Genomic DNA, 25,911 nt, shown 5'->3' with positions numbered 1-25,911 from the left:
CAATTAAAATGATGAACCGAAAGAAACGCGGTGCGTTTCAAAAGTTTGCATGGTGGCGGGTTCTATGAATGTCAGCTTGCTTTCACCAGTTGATGGTAATACTTGCAGGCAGGTCGCAGTGGACATTCACCACATTTCGGGCTACGGGCGAGGCAGGTATACCGGCCATGTAATATCAGCCAGTGGTGTGCGATATGTATTTTTTCCTTCGGGATATTTTTGATGAGTTGCTGTTCGGCCTGCAGCGGCGTTTTGGCGTTGGTGGTTAAACCTATCCTGGCGGAAACCCTGAATACGTGGGTGTCTACGGCCATGTTAGGCTGCTGGTGCACCACGGAGGTGATGACGTTGGCGGTTTTACGGCCTACGCCCGGGAGTTTCACCAGTTCCGGTACGGTGGAAGGTATTTCGCCGTTGAAGTCATCGATGACCATATTGGCCATGCCGATGAGATGTTTTGTTTTATTGTTAGGATAGCTAATGCTTCTGATGAGCGGGAAGAGCTCATCAAAGGTGGCATGACTGAGCGATTCCACATCCGGGTACTTTTCAAAGATGGCCGGCGTGGTCATATTAACGCGTTTATCGGTGCATTGTGCGGAAAGGATTACGGCTACCAGTAGTTGGTAGGGATTATCGTAAATCAGTTCGGTTTCGGCATTCGGAACGTGGGTCTCGAAATAGTCGAGAACAAATGCGTAGCGCTCTTTTTTGGTCATGGGCGTAAAGATAGAGAAAAATGGGATGCTGTCTTTAGCGATGGCCGCAAAGATTTACTATAACGTTGTGCTATAAATGAAGCTAGTCCTGCTTTTCTTTGTTGGCGGCGTAATCGAAGATTAGCTGCAGGGTGGCTTTTCTGGGTGTGTAGTGAATGCTGTTGAGAGTTGTTTTCACATTTTCCAGGTTTTCTTCCACTTCCTGGCGGAGTTGGGGTTGTTCCTGTGGTATGTGTGAAATGTCGCTGGCAGTAACAAGACACAGGTTAGAAAGTACAGACAGTGTAAAATTACTCATGCAATACAGTTTAGTGGTAAAATAAAGTTAACAGCTTTAATAACGACAGATATACAAAATCTATTGTTAATTTAAGATAAATTTTTATGTTTTGCAATAGCAGAGCAGCTACTGTTGGGGAGCAGGGGTTATAATAAACAGATCTTCATCATCTCTCTTCATAAAATATTTCTCGCGGGCAAACTTTTCCTGTTTCTCAGGGCTGGATAACAGCTCCTGCTGATCTTCCTTGGTTTTCTTTATCTCACTGATAAAGAATTCTTTCTGGGCTTCCAGCTTCTTTTCTTCCGCCCTGAACTGGTATTGGTACATCAGGTTGGTTTTATCCAGGAAGGCAAGCCAGATAACGAATGAGCAGCCTGTAATAAAGAAGAAATTCTTTAAGAATGAAGGTATTTTTATGGATTTCAGGCTGGACATACTGCAAATTACGAATTAGGACTGAATAAAAACAGAAGGGGTACGACAGAAATCGTACCCCTTTTTATTATTTTTCAGGAGATATCCTGATTATTTTTTACCGAAGCGGATGCTTTTACCTGGGTAAATAGCATTGGTGCCCAGTTGTTCTTCGATGCGGAGCAGCTGGTTGTACTTAGCCATACGATCTGTACGGGAAGCAGAACCGGTTTTGATTTGGCCGCAGTTCAGTGCAACAGCGAGGTCAGCGATGGTAACATCTTCAGTTTCGCCGGAACGGTGAGACATGATAGAAGTGTAACCAGCTTTGTGTGCCATGTTAACAGCATCGATCGTTTCAGTAACAGTACCGATCTGGTTAACTTTGATCAGGATGCTGTTAGCAGTGTTGCTATCGATACCTTCTTTCAGACGTTTAACGTTGGTAACGAACAGATCGTCACCTACCAGCTGAACTTTATCACCAACTGCTTCAGTCAGTTTTTTCCAGCCAGCCCAATCGTCCTCAGCCATACCGTCTTCGATAGAAACGATAGGGTATTTAGCGCACCATTCAGCCCAATAAGCTACCATCTCATCGCTGGAGATAACTTTCTGGGAAGATTTGTAGAATTTGTAAGTTTTGTCAGCGTCGTTGAACATTTCGCTGGAAGCAGCATCCAGTGCGATAGCGATTTGCTCACCAGGAACATAACCGGCAGCTTTGATAGCTTCCAGTACAGTTTCGATAGCTTCTTCGTTGCTCTGGATTTCAGGTGCAAAACCACCTTCGTCACCAACGTTAGTGCTGTAACCTTTCTTTTTCAGAACGGATTTCAGGTGGTGGAATACTTCCACGCCCCAACGCAGACCTTCAGAGAAGGTAGCAGCGCCTAAAGGAACGATCATGAATTCCTGGAAGTCGATTTTGTTATCAGCGTGAACGCCACCGTTGATGATGTTCATCAAAGGTACAGGCAGGGTGAACGCGTTCACACCACCGAGGTAGCGGTACAGCTCCTGGTTGCACACTTCAGCACCAGCTTTAGCTACGGCCATACTAACAGCCAGGGTAGCGTTAGCGCCCAGTTTAGCTTTATTTGGAGTGCCATCCAGTTCGATCAGCATTTTATCAATACCAGCCTGGTCAGTAACGTCCCAGCCTACGAGTTCTTCAGCAATGATTTCATTTACATTGGCAATCGCCTGCAGAACGCCTTTACCCATGTAAACACTCTTATCGTTGTCGCGCAGCTCAACTGCTTCGTGTTTACCTGTAGAAGCTCCGGATGGTACCGCTGCACGGCCAAAGTGACCATCTTCAGTTGTTACGTCTACTTCAATAGTAGGATTACCACGGCTATCCAGAATTTGTCTGGCATGGATCTCTGAAATAATACTCATAGTTCGAAAATTAAAAAATTGTTATATGGCTAGTATTGTAAAATATTGATAATCAGCACAATTACGGGCGCAAAAACCAGGGATCACTTTGTAAGGTCCCGGAATATGGTCTCCAGGCTTTGTGAATTGCTCTGCAAAGAAAGTATGCTTTTGTTATTAATCAAAGCAAATTGTAAGAGGTTTTTTCTGAGCTGCTCGATTTCGTTGCCGTAAAGCCGCCAGGAATTGCCTTCCTGGGCTTCTATCCGGGTTACGCCTTCAATGCCAAGTAACTCGTCTGTAGTAACGGCCTCACCAAAACTGATCTGTACATAGCCGTTGTTGCCGCCGGATTGCTGAAGGGCAGAGAGCTTGTCGTCTGCAATGATTTTCCCTTTGTTGATAATCATCACACGGTCGCAAAGCGCTTCTACTTCCTGCATGATATGGGTAGAGAGTACCACTGTCTTATCCTGCCCGAGGGTTTTGATCAGCTGCCTGATCTCCGCCAGCTGGTTAGGGTCAAGACCGGTGGTCGGTTCATCCAAAATTAATACTTCCGGATCATGTAACAGTGCATGTGCCAGGCCTACACGCTGTTTATAACCATTTGATAACGCACCCAGCTTTTTTCTGCTTTCAGGAGTCAATCCTGTAAGCGCTATTACTTCTGCTATTCTTCTGGCAGATGATTTACCCAGATGATGTATGCCGGCCATGAATTCCAGAAATTCCTTTACATACATATCATAGTATAAAGGATTGGATTCAGGAAGATAGCCAACGCGTTTGCGGACTTCCAGTGATTCTTTTACGATATCGAAGCCGCAGACAGTTGCGGAGCCGCTGGTAGGAGGGAGGAAACCGGTAATCATTTTCATCGTGGTGGATTTACCAGCTCCGTTGGGTCCGAGAAACCCGGTAATCTCACCTTTCTTAAGTTCAAAGGAGATGGCATCAACAGCCTTTTGTTCCCCGTAAATTTTTGTTAGTGATGAAACTTTTATTGACATCGGTTTTAATTTCCTCTTTTGCGGCACCTAAAGTACGTAAATCATTCAGGTTTTATTGTGCTATATAAAACTTCTTCTTAAATGTATGTAATTTAATTGATTATATATATGCGTGTTATCTGATAATCATCTTGATAAAAACCAATTTTAACATACTTTTAGTGAATTGGCATACCTCTTGCATTAACAGGCACACCTATACGTTATGCATAACCCGGATAGATAAACAAACAAAAACAACTCTCTAAAACTTCACATCAATGTAAACTTCGATGTCAAACTTTATGAAAAGAGCTTTGGGCCTTTTTGTGGAATTTGAACCCGGTAACGAACCTGCGAACAGCCAGGATCAGTCCCCCCTGTCGCAAAAATTCCCGCTGACCAACATTCAGTCAACAACAAACACTCCTTCCGCCATTTCTGGAGCCGATCTTGACAAATTTGAACAGCATTTCACAGGACTATTTGAAAAAAGTAATCTTCCCGGTCCCGACTATTTTGAGTTCTGGAAAATGATGGAAGCACTGCAAAAACATCTGCCGGACGAAAACGCCCGTATACCTGTAGTTTTTGCCACACTTAGTGTACAAGGCTTAACGAAAGACAGCCTGATCACCTCTGCCGCAAAGTATAAGCAGATTATCGAAGATGATAAAACAGCTTTTGAAAATGCAGCAGCAGTAAAAGAATCTGATGAAGTAGAAAAGCGCCGCAACGACATGCAGGCACTACAACAAAAGATTAGTGACAACAGTACACTGATACAGCAGCTCACACAGGAGATCACCGCAGCGCAACAACAAGCCGCCGAACTGAAAAAAGCTATCGAAGACCAGGAAGAGAAAATCCTCAGCAGCCGCCATGGATATCAGGTCGCCAGCGAGGCAATGATCAGGAAAATCAACAGTGATATCCAGAAATTTGAATCATCCCTGTAATACCATGGAAACACAGTATTTCCCGTCTGAATCGAGCCAGAAGCTCAAATCCTATTGGAACAGACCGGGTGGTAAATTTGGTGTAATCATAGGCCTGGGCCTTATCGCTGCAGCTGCCTATTATGTCATCCCTATCCTTACGAAAATAGTATGGAACACACTGAACTTCGGACTGGCCCTGGTGGCCCTGGGTGTATTCCTTTACTGTATCACACATCGTAAGCTCCGACTCAGCTTCTTCTACCTCTATGAATGGATCATGAAAAAACTGATAGGTATGGTGATAGAACTCGACCCCTTCCTCATCGCAGAAGATTATATCTCTGATATGGAAGAACAACGCGAAAAACTCTATCATCAATCTGTCGAAGTAGATGCACAAAAAGAAAAGATCAATCTGAAAATCTCAGAGAAAGAAAAGGAGATGCAACAACTGATGAGTCGCGCCAAAGCCGCACAGCAAAACAATATGCTGCCGGAATTAGGTAACGCTACCCGCCAGATGGCACGTATCAAGGAGTACATCACACAACTGACTCCAATACGCGATAACCTGGCACGTATCGGCGACTATCTGACCAAAGTGCATAAAAACAGTGGGTACATGATTGAAGATGCACGCAATGAACTGGAGCTGAAAAAAGACCTGTACAAGTCCGTTACATCAGGTAATAAAGCACTGTCCACTGCACTGAAAATCTTCAATGGCGATCCTGAAAAGAAACTCATGGTAGAACAATCCATGGAGTTCCTGAAAGAGGATATTGCGACCAAACTGTCGAGCATGAAAAAAGCCATCAACTATTCTGCAGATTTTATGCGATCTATCGACCTGGATAATGCTACGTTCGAATTACAGGGGCTGAAAATGTTGGAATCATACGATCCGGATAAGACCTATACATTGGACATAAGGAAAAATGAACCATCGCGCCAAACACGCCAGCCTGGCACATTACCGCCCGATAATTACTCCGATTTATTAAGCTAAATCTTTAAGCTCACACAACTTACAACTAACGTTTTAAAAATATTTTTATGTCTGTCAAAGTGAAACCTGGTGGAAAGGTTCTTGGCATCGTATTGCTTCTTGGTGCCATCTATGCAGGTAAAGTTTTATGGTGGGACAAACGTCCGCAGGAAGCTAAATCCGCAACCGAAATTGGTAAGGTTCAATTACCCGATGCTGCACAGGCATCCCTTGGTAACAACGCTGTTAAAATTCCATTGCCTTCAGATGAATCTGTAGTAAACGGAGGCACGAAAGTTTCATGGCGCGTAATGGCCTGGAACTCTCAGTTTGCCCTGATGTATGCTAACGGTGGTGTACATACGACAAAAGGATCACTGATCGATAAAGCCAAACTGGACATTGATCTGGTACGTCAGGACGACTGCAACAAATCCATCGCCGACATGGTGAAATTTGCACAGGAATACAAGGATAATCCTAATACTACCGCTGTATTTGCCTCCTTTATGGGTGATGGTATGCCAGCCTTCTTTGCTGCACTGACAAAGGAATTGCAGCCATTAGGCCCCGACTATCAGCCGATTGCTTTCTACTCTATGGGTAAAAGTTATGGTGAAGATAAACTGATGGGACCAATAGAATGGAAGCATGATCCTAAGAGCGCAATTGGTAAAACGGTTGCCGGTGTTCTCCGCGACGGTGATATCAACATCCTGCTGAAGTGGGCCGGGGATAACGGTCTGCGCGTAAACCCGGATGAAACAACCTATGATCCGGCTGCCATCAATATCATTGCTGCCAACGACTTCCTGGATGCCGGCGCCAAATACATCGCCGGTTACAAAGAAGCGCGCAAGCTGGTCGTGAATGGTAAAAAGATCGCAAAGGATACTACAGTAGGCGTAGACGCTGTGGCCACCTGGACACCCGGCGACGTAAACGTAGCGCATAAAAAAGGTGGGCTGGTAAACATCGCATCTACCCGTGAATATTCTTCACAGATGCCAAACATTACCATCACTATCAAAAAATTCGCTTACGATCACCGTACCGATATCGAAAACCTGATCATGGCATTGGCCCAGGCAGGCGACCAGGTAAGATCGTTCAATGACGCCAAAGCCTTTGCAGGCGCAGTGTCCGCGAAAGTATACAATGAACAGGATGGTACCTATTGGCTGAAATACTATAATGGCCTGGAAGAAAAAGATATACAGGGGCAGACCGTTAGTTTAGGTGGTTCGCTGGCCTTTAACCTGGCCGATGCTGCCAATAACTTTGGTTTAGGTAAAGATAATATCGATAGATACAAAATCGTATATAACACCTTTGGTGATATTATGACGAAGATGTACCCTGAGATTATGCCGGTATACCCTGTGTATACGCAGGTGGTAGATAAGTCTTTCCTGGCCTCCGTGGTAGCTAATCACCCTGAGCTGCTGGAAGGTACTGCCATCAAGGAAAAATACGCAGAAAGTATCACCAGTGAAGTGTCTTCCAAAGCGTATCAGATACAGTTTGAAACGGGTAAATCTGATATTAAAGCCGGATCACACGCCATACTGGATGAAATCCTGAAAAGTGCGGTGGTGGCTGAAGGGCTGAAGCTTGGTGTATATGGTCACACGGATAATGTTGGTAACGAAAGTGCTAACCAGCAATTGTCTGAAGCCCGTGCAGCAGCGGTGAAAGCCTATCTGCTTTCTAAAGGTCTGGATGCAGGTCGTATCGAGTCCAAAGGTTTCGGTTCCTCCAAACCGGTTGCTGATAACAATACCAACGAGGGCCGTGCCCAAAACAGACGTGTACAAGTAGTGCTGGGTCTGTAATATTTATCCCCTTTACCTATACCTATCGCCGGTGAATGCAATCCCGCTTCACCGGCCTCTTTTCAAACGACCATAAGATGTCAAACATTAATAACAGGCAGCTGTTGCGGATATTTACGCCCCTTCAGGTGCTGGGAAGAAAGACTATGCTGGCCCTGGTAATAGCTGAAAGTATGCTCGCTATTGCCTGCTGGCAGCTAAGTGGAGGAGGCCTGATACCTACACCGGCAAAAGTGCTGCATGCCTTGTCAGAAATTGTGCAATCACCTTCGTTTATAGATAACCTCTTCAGCAGTGTAATGCTGACCGTCAAAGGGATGGTGATATCTATTATAATTGCGCTGATAATCAGTTATATGTCGATAGTGCCGTTTTTTAATCCTATCGCCAGATTTGTTATAAAATGCCGTTATCTCACACTTACCGGATTGATATTTCTCTTCACATTGTTAACAAAAGACGGACATGACCTGAAAATGAGCCTGCTCATATTTGGTATCGTTCCTTTCTTTGTTACTTCTTTACTGTCTGTGATTGGAAATATAGATAATCAGGAATTCGAACTATGTACTACACTTCGGATGAGCAACTGGAAAGCATTGTGGGAAGTGATTATTGTAGGTAGATTAGACCAGGTTTTTGAAGTGATGCGTCAGAACTTCGCTATTGCCTGGCTGATGATTACCTCTGTAGAAGGCCTGAGCATGAGTGAAGGTGGCCTTGGAGTAATGCTGATCCGTGCCAACAAATACGTACAGCTGGATATGGTGTTCGGTACGCTGGTCGTCATTTTCCTGCTGGGTATCTTCTTCGATTTCATCCTGGGGAAATTCCGGGAATGGTTATTCCCATATACTAAACTTCAAATCAGAAACTAATGAACGCGCAGGTATATACTAAAAATGAAAGCCTGTTGTGTGCCAATAATATCGGGCTGCAATATGGTGAAAAAGTGATCCTCCGGGATATCAACTTTTGTATTAAAGATATTCACCGGCCTGATATGCAACAGGGACAGGTAGTTTCACTGATCGGGAGAAGTGGTATCGGTAAAACGCAGTTGTTTAAGATACTGGCGGGCCTGAATAAGCCTACCAGCGGTGAAATTCTGATAGATGTAGATCAGCATCCCGTAGTTGCCGGAGAAGTAGGTATTGTGCCGCAAAACTATATACTCTTTAATCATCGTACTATCTACCAAAACCTGAAAATCGGGCTGGATAATGGCACGGTAAAGCTTACCGATGCGGAGAAGAAGATGGTTATTCAAGATTATGCACATACTTTTCAGCTGACAGAACACCTGGAGAAATATCCTGCACAGCTGAGTGGTGGCCAGCGCCAGCGTGTGAGTATCATACAGCAGGTGCTTACCGGCAACAAATTTATTTTACTGGATGAACCCTTTTCCGGGCTGGATATGGTGATGATTAACAAGGTAATCCAGCTGCTGCTGAAGGTTTCCACCATTCAGGAAACCAATACGCTGATCCTGGTGAGCCATGATATTGTCAATGCGGCGGCTATTTCAGATACCGTCTGGGTGCTGGGTACAACACCGGAAAAAGAAGGCGCTACCATTATTAAAGAATATGACCTTTGTGCCATGGGACTGGCCTGGCAGCCAGAAATCCGTAAGGAGCCCGAATTCCATAGCTTAGTACATGATATTCAGGACCTGCTGTAAAAAATGATGCTTATTTTAGTGGTTGATTGTTGGTAAATGCGCTAACTTTCAACCACTAACTGAATTGCTATACATTTGCAGGTATGAAGAAAGTCATTGGTTTATTTTGCTTACTCCCAACATTATTGCAAGCCCAGACCCCTGGTGTTGAAAAGAATTATCCACAGGGATATTTCAGGAACCCCCTGAATATTCCTATTGAACTGGCCGGGAACTTCGGTGAATTAAGGCCAAACCATTTCCACTCAGGGATGGATATCAAAACACAGCAACGGGAGAATCTGCCGGTACATGCTGCCGCAGATGGTTATGTGAGCCGAATAGGTGTTTCTCATACCGGTTTCGGGAATGTGTTGTACATCACTCACCCTAATGGCTATACGACTGTATATGCACACTTAAATAGCTACTTTCCGGCATTACAGCAATATGTAAAACAGCAGCAATACCAGAATGAAAGCTGGGCAACGGACCTGGTCATTCCGCAGGGGAAATTCCCGGTGCGTAAGGGTGACCTGGTAGCTTACAGTGGCAATACCGGCGGTTCTGCCGGTCCGCACCTGCACTTCGAGATTCGTAATACCGCTACCGAAAAGCCGTTAAATCCGCTGCTATTCGGCTTTGATATCCCTGATAGCAAAGCCCCGGAAGTATTCCGGATAGCTGTTTATGACAGGACCAGGAGTATTTATGAGCAGCAACCGGTAATGGTGCCCGTGAAAAAAGCAGGTAATACCTATGTGACCGTTCAGCCAGTGGTAAAGGTAGCCGCTACTAAAACCGGGCTGGCACTCACCGCCATCGACCGTATGAACAATACACCTAACACCTACGGCATATACGAAGCAAAGCTTTTCCATAACGATAAACCGGATATCGACTTTGAGCTGGATAATATCGGGTATGATGAAACCCGTTATCTCAACGCGCATATCGATTACAAAGTGAAGAAAGCTGACGGGCCGTATCTTCAGCTGATGTTCTCGCTGCCAGGTAATGAACTGGATATCTACCACGATTTTGATGGCGATGGCACCATTGATATCTCCGATGGAGAAGTACATAACATGGAACTGGTGGTGAAAGATGCCTATGGCAATACCAGCAACGTGAAATTCGGGCTGCAGCATTCCGGTGTGGAAGCGCCTGAAAAGCCTTGTGCCAATACCATGTACCCGGATTCTAAAAACATCTTTGAGAATAACCAGGTAGAATTTTATCTGGACGAAAGAGCCTTGTACGATAATATCTGCTTCCGTTACCAGGAAACACCGAACAACTCCGCGAAGGCAAAGTCTGACAACTTCATGCTGCATACACCATTGGTGCCGGTGCACGATTTCTTTGATGTAAGGCTGAAAGCCAGCAAACCTGTTCCGGAAGATTTACAGTCGAAAGTAGTGATGGTCAGAGAGGGTATGGGTAGCGGTACGTCGGCTACTGTGCTTGATAACGGCTGGTATAAAGGTAATTTCCGCGATTTCGGCACCTTCCACCTGGAAGTGGACACGATCGCACCAAAAGTGACGCCTATAGGCGTAAAACCTGGTGCTATCCTGAGTAAGGCCGGTAAAATATCATTTGCCATGAGTGATGCCAGCGGTATCAAAAGCTATCGTGCAGAACTGGATGGTAAATGGTTAATGTTTAGTCGCAAGGGTAATGTGCTTACCTATGCATTCGATGAGCATTGTGGCCCGGGCGCACATATGCTGGTGATGAAAGTAACCGATATTGCCGGCAACGAAGGTGTATACAGACTCTCATTTAAAAGATAAATCTTATTCATATGGCAGTAGTATTAAAAGAAGGCGATAAAGCGCCTGTATTCAAGGGAAAAGACCAGCATGGTAAAACCATATCACTGACCGATTATAAAGGCAAAAAAGTGATACTGTATTTCTATCCGAAGGATAATACCCCTGGTTGTACTGCACAGGCCTGCAACCTGAGAGATAATTACACCGAACTTTTGAAAAAAGGCTATGTGGTTGTTGGTGTAAGTACCGACAGTGAGCAGAGCCACCAGAAATTCATTGAGAAATTTGAGCTGCCGTTTACCTTACTGGCAGATGATGACCATAAGGTAGTAAACCAGTATGGTGTCTGGGGAGAGAAAAAGATGATGGGTAAAACCTATGATGGTACACATCGTACTACTTTCCTGATCAATGGTGATGGTGTTATTGAGCATATTATCAAAAAGCCGGATACTAAAAATCATACAGAAGAGATTCTGGAACTCTGGAAGTAATTGATAGTATTGCGCCTGCCCGCAGGGCAGGCGCTTCTCCGGAGATTGATGGATTGGATTAAAATAAAAATGCCCTCTACATCGTAGAGGGCATTTTTTATGAGAAGTTCATGTGTTATTATCTCTTCTGGCGTTGTTTTTTGAACAGGTTACCAGTTTTGAATTTGTTACCTTCAGGACTACCTACACGGTCCATAGCGCAACGGAAACCTACGGTATTGTTGGCCATATCTTCCTGCATGTAACGGCGTGTACCTGGAGAGAGCCAGTAAGCGCGGTCGTTCCAGCTACCACCTTTGATTACGTGAGATTTGTCGTTGATGAGGGTAGTAAGGCCATAACCATATTCCACCATGGAGAGGGAGTCACCATCGAGGTAGTTGATTACATCACCTTTCTGGTAGTTGAGGCGGTTAGCACTTTCTTCATCTGTTACGTCACGCATTTTAACGTGGCCGAGGCTATCTTTTTCCATTTCCTTGTCACCATTCAGGTAAACAGTCTGGAATTTGTTACCACGGAAGTAGTTGAAGTCATCGCCATCGATAGGGCTGAGTGGTCTGTACACGTCAAGTACCCATTCGCTAACGTTACCGGACATATTATAGATACCGAATGTGTTAGGGAAGAAGGAGCGAACCGGTCCGGGAATGGAAGCACGGTCGTTCAAACCTCCGGCCACACCCATGTTATCACCGGATCCGCGTTTGAAGTTGGCGAGGAACATACCCTGGAAGTTACCACGGCGGATATCACGTAAGCCGCTCGTGTTGGTTCCCCAGGAATATACCTGTTTGTTCATGATGAGCTCTTCCCCGTGTTTGCCTTCTTTTTTGGAAGGACCAGGGTTCTGGCCGATATAGCCAAGGGCTGCATATTCCCATTCTGCTTCTGTTGGGAGGCGGTAGTTAGGGAGCATGATACCATCTTCGAACTGGGCATTACGTGGGGTACCATCAGGGTTTTTAAATTCACCTTTGGTGCCTTTGGACATTTTGCCCGGAGTTCCTTCATACAAACCGGCCATATAGGCTTTGGTATCGAAGGTGTTATCGTCTGACTGATTACCAACATCTGCTTTGGAGAGCAGACCTTTGTCCATCAGTAACTTTTCGTTTACACGGTTGGAACGCCATTTACAATAGTCAGTTGCCTGTTTCCAGTTAACACCTACTACAGGATAGTCGTTGTACGCAGGGTGGCGGAAGTAATATTCTACCAGTGGCTCGTTGTAAGCCAGTTCGCTACGCCAAACCAGGGTATCTGGTAATGCCTGGCGGTAGATATCAGGGAAAGACTCCCCGTACATACGGCTCAGCCAGTAAAGGTATTCGCGATAGTGAACGTTTGCTACTTCAGATTCGTCAATGTAAAAGGAGGAAACTGTAATACGACGTGGAATGTTATTCCAGTCGCCCATTACGTCCTGCTCGGTGGCGCCCATGGCAAAAGTACCGCCCTGAACAAATACAAGACCAGGTCCGGTTTGCTGGTTCTTATTCTTAGCCACGCTGAAACCTCCCATTTTAGGGTCGTTGTAGTTCCAGCCAGTAGCAGAAGATGATTCCTTCTTTTTGCCGAAAAGCCCCCCGCCGTCTTTGTGACAGGCAGTCATGGATAGCATTACGCTGGTACCTACGAGCAATGACAAAGAGGTTAATCTACGCATGTGATACAGCTTTAGTCGATTATATTTACAGTAAACGCAAATGTAGTCTTTTTTATTTTATGGCGAAATAATTTAATTTGTAATGAACCGTTATATATCGCAGGTTCATGCACTATTTCTCGCTGCAGACAGCCAAATAAAAAAGATATATTTGATTTTTTTATGTTCTATTTTATGCGTTGAGCCTGGCGCTCAACACTCATTCCCAATGTGCCGGACAAGATAATGAAACTACCCTGTATTTACATACTGTTCCTCCTTATTTTGCTGATTGGTAACAGTTTGGTAATTGCCCAGCCCTACACAAACCATTCTGTACTCTCGTCCGGAAACTGGTATAAATTGGCGGTTGGTCAATCCGGCGTGTACCGCCTGGATGCTGCCTTCCTGAAAAAAATCGGACTCAATCCTGATCAGGTTAAAGCCAGTCAGATACAACTCTATGGAAATCACGGGCGTATGCTACCGGAAAATAACCTTCGCCGCCCTGACGATCTGCAACAAATAGCGCTCTTCATAAACGACGGGGGCGATAATATAATTAACGGAAACGACTATATCTTATTTTATACACCGGGCCCGCATCAGTGGATATATAACAATTCTTCGAGCGCCTGGTTGCACCAGTATAATATATATAGCGACAGCGCCTGGTTTTTTCTGACGGTAGGTCCGGAGGCCACCAGCTTGAGAATACAGCAGGAAACCCAGCTGAAAACGCCGCAACAGCAGGCATATAGCTTTGATTATCACACCTTTTATGAAAATGATAGCCTGAATTTCCTGCGTAGTGGCAAACAATGGTATGCAGAGGAGTTTAGTCTGGACCCCACTGCGGGTAGCCGCCACAGTTATAAATTTTCTTTGCCGGGCATACCGCAGGGACCTGTTACGGTGAACATGCGCGTGGCTGCCAGGGGTGTCAATGGCAGTAATTTCCAGGTTAGTCTGAATAAGCAGGCCGCCGCCACCGCCTACCTGCTGCCTGTCAGTGGTAATGTATTTGAATCCTTTGCCACGGCAGCAACCGGCACTGGGGGCGTGTATATCAGTGATAGTATTATTAAGGCAGATGTAGACTTTTTACAGGGAGATAATAACGCCCGCGGATGGCTGGATTATCTGGAGATCATCGCCAGATGTCCGCTACAGATACCTCCTTCAGGAATGCTGGAATTCAGGAACGACAGAACCCAACTAAACAACAATATCACGGGATATTACCTGTATAACGCCAGCGAACAAACGCAGATATGGGATGTGACCGATTTGTGGAAGCCGGTAATGCTTAGAACCAGGCAGGCAGGAGACTCCATGCTTTGCACCGTAGCGGCGGATATTCCCAGGGAAATGCTGGCCTTTGACCCGGTAAAGGCACCGCAACCTGTGGCTATAGGCAAAATTGCCAACCAGGACCTCCATGCAGTGAGTGCCCGTATGATCATCGCCACCGTGCCGGCTTTATATGGCCCCGCATCGCGGCTGGCCCAGTGGCATACGCAGCAGGGGCTTCCTACGACAGTAATTACCATGGACCAGGTCTATAATGAATTTGCTTCCGGAAGTCCGGACCCTACTGCCCTGCGTGACTTCCTGCGTATGCAGTACGTACGCGGTGAGGCGCCGGCTTACCTGCTGCTGTTTGGCGCCGCTTCCTACGATTATCGGCAGCGGATAAAAAATAATACCAATATGGTCCCGTCGTGGCAGAGTACTGCTTCACTCGATCCGGTAAGCTCTTATGTTTCGGACGATTACTTTGGACTGCTGCAGGAAAATGATGATATAAGCAGAACGGATATACGAAATGAATTGCAGGTGTCTATAGGGCGTATTCCGGCAAGAAATGCGACAGAGGCAGCCACTGTTGTTGATAAAATTATTAATTACAGGGAGAAGGCCAACCAGGGAGATTGGCGTAACAGATTGATTTTTATTGCAGATGATGAAGATAATAACCTTCATTTGGACGATGCGGAATATCTCACCCAACAGGTCGGGAATAATGCCCCATCTTTCAATATCAACAAAATATACCTCGATGCCTACCAGCGCACCACTGCCGGGGGAGCGCCGCAATATCCGGCGGCGGTAAAGGAATTGAACCGGCGAATCAATCTGGGTGCCTTGATGGTCAATTATACAGGGCATGGCAGTAATACCCGTCTGGCAGAGGAAAATGTTGTTGATGCCAATACTATTACCCAATGGAATAATGAAGACCGGTTACCCTTATTGCTGACGGCTACCTGTGATTTTGCGCCTTTTGATAACCCTGCAGTATATTCGCCGGGACAGCAGTTATTATTGCAGCGTCCTTCAGGGGCCATTGCCCTGATGACCACTACGAGAGCAGTTTTTGCAGCTTCCAATAAAATCATGAACAGTAATTACATTACCGCGGCGTTTACACGTACCCGTGATGGTAACTGGAAAAGTTTGGGAGAGGCAGCCAGAGAAGCTAAGAACCTGACGTATGCCGCCGGAAGTGATCTGATTAATAACCGTAAATTCCAGTTGCTGGGCGATCCAGCACTGACATTGGCATATCCACAGTGGAAGGTGGTAATAGATAGTATAGACGGGCAGCAGCCGGGTACTGACGTGATTGCATTGGCAGCATTGCGTCCTGTGAAAATAGCAGGGCATCTGGAAGATGAAGCTGGCAACAGCCTTCCGGATTATAACGGTATCTTATCTGCCACGATCTTTGGGGTACCGGTGAAAACCTTTACACTGGGGAATACAGCTGGAAGTATAGTAGTACCTTTCCTGCAGCAGGATAATGTTATTTTCAGAGGCACGCAAACTATCAGTGCCGGGAAGTTTTCGATGTCGGTGATGATCCCTTCGGACGCCGTGTCTGCAGGGCAGGGGAAGATAAGTTTATATGCCAGCGGAGGTATGGCAGATGCTACAGGATACAATGTTCAGTTTTCTGTAAACAGTATCGCTACGGGAGAAGTGGATCATGAAGGTCCAGTAATCCAGGCCTGGATTAATAACAGGCAGTTTGTGAATGGGGATAAAGTAGGGCCGGATGTGATCTTACTGGCTGATATTCAGGACCCTGGCGGAATAAACATACTTGGCAGGGATACCGCACATAATATTCTTGCATTATTAGACAATACAGAATATATTGCATTAAATGATTATTTTAGCGCATCTTTGGGTAGCTATAGCGAAGGGACTGTGGCATTCCCGTTATTAAACCTTACAGCTGGGCCACATACGGTCGTTATTAAAGCCTGGGATTCGTATAATAATGCATCTGGCAAAACGATTGACTTTGTGGTAACAGAAAAAGGCACTGTGGCGTTGGATGATGTAGCCTGCTATCCAAATCCTTTTCACGATCAGACGAAATTTGTATTTACACATAACCAACAGGGACAAACGGTTATATTAACCATACAGGTATTTGACTTAAGTGGAAAACTGATGAAAACTTTAAGAGACACAATAATTCCGGGAAGCAACCGTTTTGATGGAATGCCCTGGGATGGTACCGGGGATTCGGGAGCGAGATTATCCCCAGGTTTATATCTTTATCGACTAACTATTAGCAGTAACGGTAAGAAAAAGGTCAAGGGCGGAAAAGTTGTATTTTTTTAAACCTATGCAATATGGAATTTTATACCGTCTTCCCTTATCAACCCCTTATCTGATTAATATATTATAAATTAGATTATTTTTACATCCTATCAAATACGAACATTGCATGATCCGAAAGTTAACTTTGAGCCTGGTGTTCATATATAGTACTTTCACAAGTTTAAGAACCTCAGCCCAGCGTATAGACTCTACTGGTCAATTAGATGGTCGTACCAATACTATTAACACAGCTGTTCCTTTCTTGAGAATTACACCTGATGCCCGTAGCGGTGCAATGGGTGATGTGGGACTTGCCATCTCTCCGGATGCATCTTCCATGTATTTCAATCTTTCTAAAATCCCCTTTGCCGACGTTAAATCAAGTGTTGCTGTAACCTATACTCCGTGGCTGAAAGAATTAGTTAATGATGTATTTCTGGCTACAGTCAGCGGTTATACGAAGTTGAACGATAATGAGGCAATTTCAGGATCACTGCGTTATTTTTCTCTTGGTACCATCAACTTCCGTGACATTACCAACACCGACCAGGGTAACTTCCATCCCAGAGAATTTGCACTGGATGCAGGTTATGCCCGTAAACTCAATGAGCATTTCGGTATTGGCCTGACAGGTCGTTATATTTACTCCAACCTGGCTGGTGGCCAGACGATCAACGACCAGACTATCCGTCCGGGAAAAGCATTCGCTGCGGATGTTTCAGGGTTCTATACCAAAGACTTTGAGAAAGACGACGGTACTGTTAATAAGCTGAGCGTAGGTTTGGCTATTACCAATATCGGTACAAAAATTTCCTATACCAGCTCTGCACAGAACAAAGATTTTCTGCCTACCAACTTCGGTCTGGGTGCGGCATATACCTTATCGCTCGATGAAATGAATACCCTTACCTGGGCTCTGGACATCAACAAACTGATGGTACCAACACCAGATACAAGTGGTAACTACAGAAATAAATCTTCCATAGAAGGGATGTTCTCTTCCTTTGGTGATGCGCCTGGTGGCCTGAAAGAAGAGCTACAGGAGCTGATGTATTCACTGGGTATGGAATACTGGTACAACAAGCAGTTTGCTGTAAGAGCCGGTTATTTCAATGAAAACAAAAATAAGGGTAACCGTAAGTATTTCACCGCAGGTGTAGGTATCAAATATGATATCTTCGGTATCAACTTCTCTTACCTGGTGCCTTCCGGCTCCGGTATTCAGCGAAACCCGCTGAGCAATACCCTCCGTTTTACGCTGACTTTCGACCTTGGAACAAAGGATGAAAGCAGAACCGGATGGTAAATCCCATCAGAATTACAAAAATTCAGTTAAAATAATTAAAAGAGTCCCTCCAACTGGAGGGATTCGTTTTTTATACCGTATTTTGCGGATTGGCAAAACGATTAAAAACATTATCTTATGAGCAGTATTCGTATTGGACTGGGAGTAGACTTCCATCAACTGGTAGAAGGCCGTGAATTTTGGTTAGGAGGTGTGCTGATTCCTCATCATAAAGGAGCATTGGGGCATAGCGATGCAGATGTGTTGTTACACGCTATCTGTGATGCGATGCTGGGTGCGCTCGCTTTGGGAGATATCGGTGTACATTTCCCGGATACTGACAATACTTACAAAAACATAGATAGCAAAATTTTGTTATCCCGTTGTGCCCAGCTGATCGGTGAAAGAGGTTACCAGGTGGTAAATGTGGATAGTACTTTATGTCTGGAAGCACCGAAAATCAAGCCTTATGTACCGCAAATGCAGGCTGTAATTGCGGAGCGTCTGCGGATCAGTGTGGATGATGTATCTGTAAAGGCTACCACCACTGAAAAAATGGGTTTTGTTGGCCGTGAGGAAGGTGTGATGGCATATGCCACCGTACTGCTCGAAAAGTACAATAATTAAGATCAAAAGCTACCTTTAAAAAAATATCTTTGCTGATATGGCTGAAGTAATTGTAAAAATCATCAATAAGTCTGATAACGAACTACCTGCTTATGCTACCGCTGATGCGGCAGGAATGGACCTCAGAGCACACCTGGAAACAGCACTGACCTTACAACCGATGGAACGTACCCTCGTTCCTACCGGTCTGTTTATGGAGCTGCCTGCCGGTTATGAGGCACAGATCCGCCCCCGTAGCGGCCTGGCTATCAAGCAGGGACTGACACTCCTCAATACACCTGGCACTATTGATGCAGATTACAGAGGAGAAGTGAAAATTATTATGATCAATTTATCCACCGAACCACAAACCATTCAACCTGGCGACCGTATCGCACAAATGGTGGTAGCACCGTTTGTACAAGCTACCATTGAGCCGGTTGAAATACTCAGTACTACTGATCGTGGAACAGGCGGATTTGGTCATACCGGTAAATCCTGATAAATGCGTTTATACATTACAGTTATAGGGCTGTCGTTTTCATTGTTGACAGTAGCCTGCGGTTCCTCAAAAAAATCTGCAAATACCGTCATCAGAAACCCCGAGTTGTTGAAGCAACGTTCGGACAGTCTTTTCTTTGCTGCCCAGCGTTCCAAAATGAAAGGAGATTACCGTACTGCATTAACACAGTACTCCGATTATTTACGCCTGGACAAAAGCAATGCTGTAGTGTATTATGAAATTGCCCGCCTGCTGATGGACAACCATAATGGCCCCTATGCCATTAACTATGCAAGGCGCGCCGCTACCATGGATACAGCTAATCATTGGTTTCAGCAGCTGCTGGCAGATGCCTACGCGGTTAACGAAAAATTTGACAGCGCTGCCCTGGTATATAAATCATTAAGCCAGAAATACCCTGAAAATGAGGACTACCTCTTCAATCAGGGTATTTTGCTTTCTAAGGCCAATCAGCCCGCTGCAGCGCTGGCAGCCTTTAACCAGCTGGAAAGCAAAACCGGTGTGGTGGAAGAAGTAACCTATCAGAAACAGAAATTGCTGTTGAAGATGGACAAAGCTGATGAAGCTGCTGCAGAAATCAAAAAGCTCATCGCTACCAATCCGGCCGAAATCAGGTACTATTACCTCCTCGCCGAATTATATGATGCCAACGATCAGCTCAAAGATGCAACAGCTGTCTATAACGACATTCTCAGCAAAGATCCGCAGAATGCCAGGGCACTGATCGCATTGGCTACCTACGCGAAAAAATCCGGTAATATGGACGGGTACTGGAGTTACCTGACCCGCGCCTTCGCCAATCCAAACTATAGTATCGACGAAAAGGTCGCTTATGTTTATCCTTATCTTCAGATGCTGGAAACTGATTCCACCAAGTTTGATGAAGGACTACGCCTGACGCACCTGATCATTCAATCACATCCCAACGATGCCAAAGCATATGCTTTACAGGGAGATTTATTTTCCCAGGTAGATATGCTCGACAGCGCACAGGCCGACTACCGGCTGGCCCTGAAGCTGGATAAAACCCGCTTCTCCGTATGGTACCAGCAGATGTGGATATGTTCCCGCAAGGAAGATCCCAAAGCACTACAGGCCATCAGCGATACTGTTACAACATTGTTCCCTAAAGAGTTTATGGGCTTTTACTTCAATGGTCTGGCCCATTATCTGCAGCAACAGTTCCCGGAAGCTATTACCTCCCTGAATACAGGCCTGGCCCTGGGAAATGTAGAAAAGAGATTTGCAGCAGATGCCTATTCCCTGTTGGGAGATGCCTATCATGCTACCGGACAGCATAATATGTCGGACAGCAGCTATGAAAAGGCATTGGCAATCCGTCCAAAAGACGCCTCCGTGCTGAATAACTACAGCTATTACCTGTCACTCAGAGGTGAGAACCTGGAAAAGGCTGCTGAAATGTCCAGGAGATCACTGGAAATTGATCCGGATAGCCCTACTTTCATGGATACCTACGCCTGGATACTATTCCGCCAGGAAAAATATGAGGAAGCGAAAGAGTGGATGGATAAAGCACTGGAAAACCCCGATGCACGCCAGAATCCTAATATGCTGGAGCATTACGGGGATATCCTCTATAATCTGAAAGATGTTACAAAAGCAGTAGAATACTGGCAGATGGCCAAAGATAAAGGAGCTTCTTCTGTGGACCTCACCAGGAAAATCGCTGAGAAAAGATATATTCAATAAGCCTGTTGCCTTTCTGCAGGAAAGATAACGCGCCCAAAGATAAATGCTAGTATGAGATTATTGTTATTAGTGGGATTATTAGGTCTTGTTACTGTGTCCTGCCGCCGGCCCAAGGAACTGGCCCGTAGCTCGTTTCCTATTGCTGACACTACGCATGCCACCGTGATAAAGGATAATGGCAGTGAAGAGCTGAAGAAATTTACTGATTCCATGCTCACCGGCATTCGTAAAAATCATATCGACTTCAACTCCTTCTCCGGCCGTGCAAGGTTTGCCTTCGAAAATGAGTCGGACAGCAAAAGCGGACTTACCGTAACCGTACGCATGAAAAAAGATAGCATCATCTGGATATCTATCTCTGCCCCGGTAATTGATGAAGTAGTAAGAGCCGTCATCACAAAAGACAGCCTGAAATTATATAACCGCCTGAAAAAGCAGTTAGTGCTGCGTGATATTGACAATGCAAAGGAAATGCTGAATATTCCTTTCGATTTCAATACCCTGCAGGACTTGCTGATTGGCAATCCTGTTTATCTGACAGACTCTGTTTACCAGGTGATAAAAACGCCTTCAGTCATCTCTTTCAGCTGTGATAATCCTGAATTTATCAGCTTGTTTAATGTGTATGCAGATGATTACGGTTTGCAGCAGAGTAAGGTGATGGACAAGGATAGCGCGGTGAAACGCAGTTGTGAAATGACGTATGGCGATTACGCAAACATCGGAAGCCGCAGGTTTCCGACTACCCGCAGGATTTTGGTGGAAGAGAAGAGCATAACCAAGGTAGCGCTGGATTTTACGCGCTATGATTTTGATGTGCCGTTGTCGTTTCCATTCAATATGCCTTCCGGCTATAAACGAATTTAAATGAGGAACGGTGAATAGTTCCCTTCATTAAACTAATAAACGTTGTATATTTATCGTTTATATATCTGATATTAATTTTCGCAGTTACTTAATATAGTCATGTTGTATTTGAAGAAGATTATCCCGTTGGTTCTGGTTGTATGGTTGATGCCTGCTCTTGTGGTGGCGCAGCAGAATGCTGCCCAGCAACAGCCGTCGCAATCACGGGAGGAACTGGAGCGCCGTAAAAAAGAACTGCAAAAGGAAATTGATGAGGCAAACGAACAGCTGAAAGAAACTAAAAAGTCTACCAAGGAAAGCCTGGGGCAACTGCGAGCCCTGCGTGATAAAATCACCCTTCGTAGCAGACTTATTAACAGCATCAACGAAGAAATCAATTTCATCAACGGAGACATCAATACTGCTAACCGCGATGTGATCACACTCCGCAGAGACCTGGATACCTTAAAAGCACAGTACGCACAGCTGGTGGTATATGCCTATAAAAACCGGTCTGCGTATGACATGATGAACTTTGTGTTCTCTGCATCCAGCTTCAATGATGCTGTAAAAAGATTCCAATATCTCAAGCAATATCGTGAATATCGCCGCCGTCAGGCAGATAATATCGTTTCTACACAGCAGCTGCTCGCGAAGAAAATTGATAACCTGGAACAGCAACGTACTAAACGTGGTGATGCGCTGAAAACAGAACAGGATGAGCGCGCTACCCTCGAATCAGATAAGAAAGAGAAGGACGAAGTACTGCATAAGCTGAAAGGCCGCGAAAAAGAATTGGTTGCAGATATTAACCAGCGTAATAAAGATGCCCAGAAAGTACAGATAGCTATCAGAAACGTTATCCGTCGTGAGATTGAAGAGGCAAGACGTAAAGCCATGGAAGAAGAGGCGGCACGTAAAAAAGCACTGGAAGAGAAGAGACGCAAAGATGAGGAAGCACGTAAAGCTGCGCTGGCTGCTGCCGCTGCAGAGAAAGCCAAAGCCGCTGCTGCTACCGCAAATAATAATAACGCCGCAGGAACACCGGCACCAACACCGCCAGCTCCTGTGGAAAAACCAGCAGAAAAGCCTGCACCTGTAGCACCGCCACCAACACCGGCTCCATCAACACCTGCACGTAGCGAAAACGTACTGGAAGCATCGCCGGAAGCCCTGGCGCTCTCTGAAAGCTTCGAAGCCAACAGAGGTAAACTGCCATGGCCTGTAGACGCAGGAAATATTATTGAGCATTTTGGTATTCACCAGCACGCAGTAATGGAGCATATCACTGTTCCTTCTGACGGTATCGTTCTTTCTACCACCAAAGGTGGCCCGGTGAGGTCTATCTTCGATGGTGAGGTGAAATCTGTTGTAGTAATGCCTGGTATGGGATATATGATTATTATCCGCCACGGGCAATATTTTACAACTTATGTGCGTTTGCAAACCACCCGTGTGAAGAAAGGAGATATGGTGAAAACTGGTCAGGTAATTGGTACTGCCGGCGTAAACGAAATTGAAAATACAGGTGAAGTGGAACTACAAATCTGGAAAGGTATCAATAAACAGAACCCGGAGCAGTGGATACGTCACCGATAGGCAGGCGGGTATGAACGCAAGCCCTACTTACTAACCTAATGCATTTTTGTTTGAGAAAGTTGATCCCTTTCATTTTGGCGCTATGCCTGTTACCCGCTATGCTCAACGCTCAGCGCAGTAAGCAGTCGCGCGCAGCACTGGAAAAAAGAAAGGAGCAATTGCTAAAAGAAATAGCCGAAGCTACCCGTACTCTCCAGGCTACGAAAAAGTCTACAAAACAAAATCTTACCCTGCAGAAAGAACTGCAGGATAAAATCGTGTCCCGTAATGCGCAGATAGGCACCATCAACACTGAACTTGCCCAGCTGGATGGAGAAATCAGTAATACACACGACAACGTTCAGGGGCTGGAAAAGGAAGTAGATTCCCTGAAAGCCCGGTATGCCCAGCTCATCGTTTACAGCTATAAGTCCAAAACCAGCTTCGATGTGCTCAACTTCCTTTTCAGCGCCAATAGCTTCAACGACGCCATCAGAAGATATGAATACCTGCGAGAATACCGTGAAAGTAAACGCCGGCAGGCAGAAAGTCTGCTCTCTACCAAAGAACTGCTGGGAAAAAAACTGACGGAATTACAACAGCAGCGTGCAGAAAGAGCTGGCGCCCTTCATGTAGAACAACAACAGAAAATAGCCCTGGTGGCAGATCAGAAGGAAACAGAACAGACGATCCGCCAGTTACAGGAAAAAGAGAAAGACCTGCAGCAAAGTATTACAAAGAGTAAAGCAGAGGCCAGACAGGTAGATAACGCCATCCAGGATGCTATCCGACGTGAGATAGAAGCTGCCCGCCGCAAAGCTGCAGCTGAGGCTGCTGAAAGAAAACGTATCGCTGCCGCCAAACGTAAAAAACAGAAGGAAGAGGCTGCCCGTAAAGCATTGGCCGCGCGCAAAGCTGCCGCTAAAAAAGGGGTGAAACCTCCTCCGGCGCCTAAAGTGAAGGAAGAACCTGAAGAAGATGATGACGACGAGCCGGCAACCGCCTCCAAAGACGTGCTGGAAGCCACACCGGAAGCATTATCCCTTTCCAGGAATTTTGAAGCCAACCGCGGGCGCCTCCCGTGGCCTGTCGCCAATGGAAAGGTAGTCGGACATTTCGGTGTAAATAAAGTGGGAAAGGTAGAACAGGAACATAGCGGTACCATTATCGCTACTACAAAAGGGGCGGCGGTGAAAGCTATTTTCGGGGGAGAAGTGATTATGGTGTTTATGATCCAGGGATCGGGGTATATGGTCACCTTACGCCATGGTAAATACTTTACCAATTATGTGCACCTGCTGGATGTAAACGTGAAGAAAGGAATGACGGTAGCCGGTGGACATGTTTTAGGCGCTGCTGCTCCCGCAACCGGAAGCAGCAACGGCCAGATAGAATTGCAGATATACAAGGAGTTCACTAAACAGAACCCTGAGCGCTGGCTCAGAGCACGTTAGAGCAACTGCTCCTGGCGCTGGTTCTGTAAAACCTGCTCATATAAAGCCTCATACTGAGGAATGATATTGTCAATATGGAAACGTTGAGCCTGCTCCCATGCACCTTTACGTACACGTGCGAGCAGCGCTTCGTCTTGGAGTAAGTGGATCGCATGTTTGGCCATGGTATCTACATCTCCTACATCTCCCATATAACCGGTAACACCAGGAATATTGATTTCCGGTAAACCACCGGCATTGGAAGAGATCACCGGAACCTCAGAAGCCATTGCTTCCAGGGCTGCCAGACCAAAGCTCTCATAGTCTGATGGCAGGATGAACAGGTCGCTGATAGACATTACATCTTCCAACTGCTCCTGTTTACCAACAAAACGGATATCATCACACAAACCTAATTCTCTGCACATACACTCAATCGCCGGACGATCCGGACCATCACCTACGAGCAATAACTTCGCCGGCATGGCATCCCGTACCTGCTTGAAGATCTTAATGACATCCGGTACACGCTTCACTTTACGGAAGTTGGATACGTGCAACAGCACTTTTTCGCCATTAGGTGCAATCGCCTGGCGGAAATGTGGCAGATCGCGGCGACTAAAGCGCTGCGTATCCACAAAGTTGTAGATCACGGAGATGTCTTTTTCGATCTGGAAAGACTTGAAGGTCTCTTCACGCAGGTTTTCAGATACTGCGGTGATAGCGTCAGACTCATTGATGGAGAAAGTCACCACTGGCGCATAGGTCTTGTCTTTACCTACCAGGGTAATATCAGTACCATGCAGTGTGGTGATAAAAGGAACCACACGACCCTGTTTAGCCACGATCTGCTTGGCCATATAGGCCGTAGATGCATGTGGGATCGCATAGTGAACATGCAGGAGGTCCAGCTTCTGGTTAATGATAACATCCACCATGGTGCTACTCAGCGCCGATTCATAAGGAGGAAAATCAAAAAGCGGATAAGTGGGAACCTGAACTTCGTGGTAATATATATTCGCGTGAAACGCATTAAGCCTTACCGGCTGCTGATATGTGATGAAGTGGACCATATGGCCTTTATCTGCCAGGGCTTTACCAAGCTCTGTTGCCAATACGCCACTACCACCGTATGTAGGATAACATACTATTCCAATACGCATGATTT

22 protein-coding genes are annotated in these 25,911 nt (G+C 45.6%); 15 read left to right on the top strand and 7 right to left on the bottom strand.

Annotated features, from left to right (window positions below; all coding sequences use genetic code 11):
* Positions 1 to 71: 71 nt before the first annotated feature.
* From nth to gldA, 5 genes are all read right to left on the bottom strand, one after another.
* Positions 72 to 719 carry an endonuclease III gene (nth, locus tag F3J22_RS00910; RefSeq protein WP_167013368.1) on the bottom strand — a complete coding sequence of 216 codons (648 nt, stop codon included), beginning with the start codon at positions 717 to 719 and terminating at the stop codon, positions 72 to 74.
* Between the two features lie 82 nt (positions 720 to 801).
* A complete protein-coding gene (locus tag F3J22_RS00905; protein WP_167013366.1) occupies positions 802 to 1,017 on the bottom strand; it encodes a hypothetical protein in 216 nt (71 codons plus the stop codon).
* Positions 1,018 to 1,125: 108 nt separating this feature from the next.
* The gene (locus F3J22_RS00900) at positions 1,126 to 1,437 is read right to left on the bottom strand and encodes a septum formation initiator family protein (protein WP_167013364.1); all 312 of its coding nucleotides are present in this window, start codon (positions 1,435 to 1,437) and stop codon (positions 1,126 to 1,128) included.
* 90 nt (positions 1,438 to 1,527) lie between these two features.
* Complete coding sequence (gene eno / locus F3J22_RS00895; protein ID WP_167013362.1) at positions 1,528 to 2,820, bottom strand: phosphopyruvate hydratase; 1,293 nt, start codon at positions 2,818 to 2,820, stop codon at positions 1,528 to 1,530.
* Positions 2,821 to 2,903: 83 nt separating this feature from the next.
* Positions 2,904 to 3,812 carry a gliding motility-associated ABC transporter ATP-binding subunit GldA gene (gene gldA / locus F3J22_RS00890; protein ID WP_167013360.1) on the bottom strand — a complete coding sequence of 303 codons (909 nt, stop codon included), beginning with the start codon at positions 3,810 to 3,812 and terminating at the stop codon, positions 2,904 to 2,906.
* Positions 3,813 to 4,096: 284 nt separating this feature from the next.
* Here gldA and F3J22_RS00885 point away from each other — a divergent pair, with 284 nt between their 5' ends.
* From F3J22_RS00885 to bcp, 7 genes are all read left to right on the top strand, one after another.
* The gene (locus F3J22_RS00885; RefSeq protein WP_167013358.1) at positions 4,097 to 4,750 is read left to right on the top strand and encodes a hypothetical protein; all 654 of its coding nucleotides are present in this window, start codon (positions 4,097 to 4,099) and stop codon (positions 4,748 to 4,750) included.
* A gap of 4 nt (positions 4,751 to 4,754) precedes the next feature.
* Positions 4,755 to 5,741 (top strand): PspA/IM30 family protein, encoded by a 987-nt coding sequence (locus tag F3J22_RS00880; RefSeq protein ID WP_167013356.1) that lies wholly within the window; start codon positions 4,755 to 4,757, stop codon positions 5,739 to 5,741.
* A 47-nt stretch (positions 5,742 to 5,788) separates the two neighbouring features.
* A complete protein-coding gene (locus F3J22_RS00875) occupies positions 5,789 to 7,555 on the top strand; it encodes an OmpA family protein (protein ID WP_167013354.1) in 1,767 nt (588 codons plus the stop codon).
* A gap of 77 nt (positions 7,556 to 7,632) precedes the next feature.
* Entirely contained in the window at positions 7,633 to 8,433 is an 801-nt protein-coding gene (locus F3J22_RS00870) for an ABC transporter permease (protein WP_167013352.1), read from the top strand.
* A complete protein-coding gene (locus tag F3J22_RS00865) occupies positions 8,433 to 9,242 on the top strand; it encodes an ABC transporter ATP-binding protein (protein WP_167013350.1) in 810 nt (269 codons plus the stop codon). Before F3J22_RS00870 ends, F3J22_RS00865 begins: the two co-directional genes overlap by 1 nt.
* Before the next feature lie 83 nt (positions 9,243 to 9,325).
* Positions 9,326 to 11,020, top strand: coding sequence for a M23 family metallopeptidase (locus F3J22_RS00860; protein ID WP_167013348.1), 1,695 nt, complete (start codon positions 9,326 to 9,328; stop codon positions 11,018 to 11,020).
* Between the two features lie 11 nt (positions 11,021 to 11,031).
* Positions 11,032 to 11,496 carry a thioredoxin-dependent thiol peroxidase gene (gene bcp, locus F3J22_RS00855; RefSeq protein ID WP_167013345.1) on the top strand — a complete coding sequence of 155 codons (465 nt, stop codon included), beginning with the start codon at positions 11,032 to 11,034 and terminating at the stop codon, positions 11,494 to 11,496.
* A 118-nt stretch (positions 11,497 to 11,614) separates the two neighbouring features.
* Here the strand turns inward: bcp and F3J22_RS00850 are convergent, their stop codons facing one another.
* Positions 11,615 to 13,165 carry an SUMF1/EgtB/PvdO family nonheme iron enzyme gene (locus F3J22_RS00850; RefSeq protein ID WP_167013343.1) on the bottom strand — a complete coding sequence of 517 codons (1,551 nt, stop codon included), beginning with the start codon at positions 13,163 to 13,165 and terminating at the stop codon, positions 11,615 to 11,617.
* Positions 13,166 to 13,390: 225 nt separating this feature from the next.
* Between F3J22_RS00850 and porU the strand changes: the two genes are divergently transcribed.
* The 8 genes from porU (at position 13,391) to F3J22_RS00810 (ending at position 24,764) form a co-directional block, all read left to right on the top strand.
* Positions 13,391 to 16,783 (top strand): type IX secretion system sortase PorU, encoded by a 3,393-nt coding sequence (porU, locus tag F3J22_RS00845; protein WP_255492022.1) that lies wholly within the window; start codon positions 13,391 to 13,393, stop codon positions 16,781 to 16,783.
* 106 nt (positions 16,784 to 16,889) lie between these two features.
* Entirely contained in the window at positions 16,890 to 18,068 is a 1,179-nt protein-coding gene (gene porV, locus F3J22_RS00840; RefSeq protein ID WP_167013340.1) for a type IX secretion system outer membrane channel protein PorV, read from the top strand.
* Positions 18,069 to 18,185: 117 nt separating this feature from the next.
* Positions 18,186 to 18,674: a 2-C-methyl-D-erythritol 2,4-cyclodiphosphate synthase gene (gene ispF / locus F3J22_RS00835; protein WP_167013339.1), complete on the top strand. Its 489-nt coding sequence runs from the start codon at positions 18,186 to 18,188 to the stop codon at positions 18,672 to 18,674.
* Positions 18,675 to 18,711: 37 nt separating this feature from the next.
* Positions 18,712 to 19,155 carry a dUTP diphosphatase gene (dut, locus tag F3J22_RS00830; RefSeq protein ID WP_167013338.1) on the top strand — a complete coding sequence of 148 codons (444 nt, stop codon included), beginning with the start codon at positions 18,712 to 18,714 and terminating at the stop codon, positions 19,153 to 19,155.
* A gap of 3 nt (positions 19,156 to 19,158) precedes the next feature.
* Positions 19,159 to 20,886: a tetratricopeptide repeat protein gene (locus F3J22_RS00825; protein ID WP_167013337.1), complete on the top strand. Its 1,728-nt coding sequence runs from the start codon at positions 19,159 to 19,161 to the stop codon at positions 20,884 to 20,886.
* A 51-nt stretch (positions 20,887 to 20,937) separates the two neighbouring features.
* Positions 20,938 to 21,753: a DUF4292 domain-containing protein gene (locus F3J22_RS00820; RefSeq protein WP_167013336.1), complete on the top strand. Its 816-nt coding sequence runs from the start codon at positions 20,938 to 20,940 to the stop codon at positions 21,751 to 21,753.
* A gap of 108 nt (positions 21,754 to 21,861) precedes the next feature.
* Positions 21,862 to 23,331 carry a murein hydrolase activator EnvC gene (locus tag F3J22_RS00815; RefSeq protein ID WP_167013335.1) on the top strand — a complete coding sequence of 490 codons (1,470 nt, stop codon included), beginning with the start codon at positions 21,862 to 21,864 and terminating at the stop codon, positions 23,329 to 23,331.
* Between the two features lie 50 nt (positions 23,332 to 23,381).
* Complete coding sequence (locus F3J22_RS00810) at positions 23,382 to 24,764, top strand: murein hydrolase activator EnvC (RefSeq protein ID WP_167013333.1); 1,383 nt, start codon at positions 23,382 to 23,384, stop codon at positions 24,762 to 24,764.
* Here F3J22_RS00810 and bshA read toward each other — a convergent pair.
* Complete coding sequence (gene bshA, locus F3J22_RS00805; protein WP_167013331.1) at positions 24,761 to 25,906, bottom strand: N-acetyl-alpha-D-glucosaminyl L-malate synthase BshA; 1,146 nt, start codon at positions 25,904 to 25,906, stop codon at positions 24,761 to 24,763. The genes F3J22_RS00810 and bshA overlap by 4 nt on opposite strands.
* Positions 25,907 to 25,911: the final 5 nt, after the last annotated feature.

The sequence above is a fragment of the Chitinophaga sp. Cy-1792 genome (assembly GCF_011752935.1).
Classification (GTDB): Bacteria; Bacteroidota; Bacteroidia; order Chitinophagales; family Chitinophagaceae; genus Chitinophaga.
The sequence above is the reverse complement of the archived record's forward strand: the minus strand, read 5'-3'. Positions and strand labels throughout refer to the sequence as shown.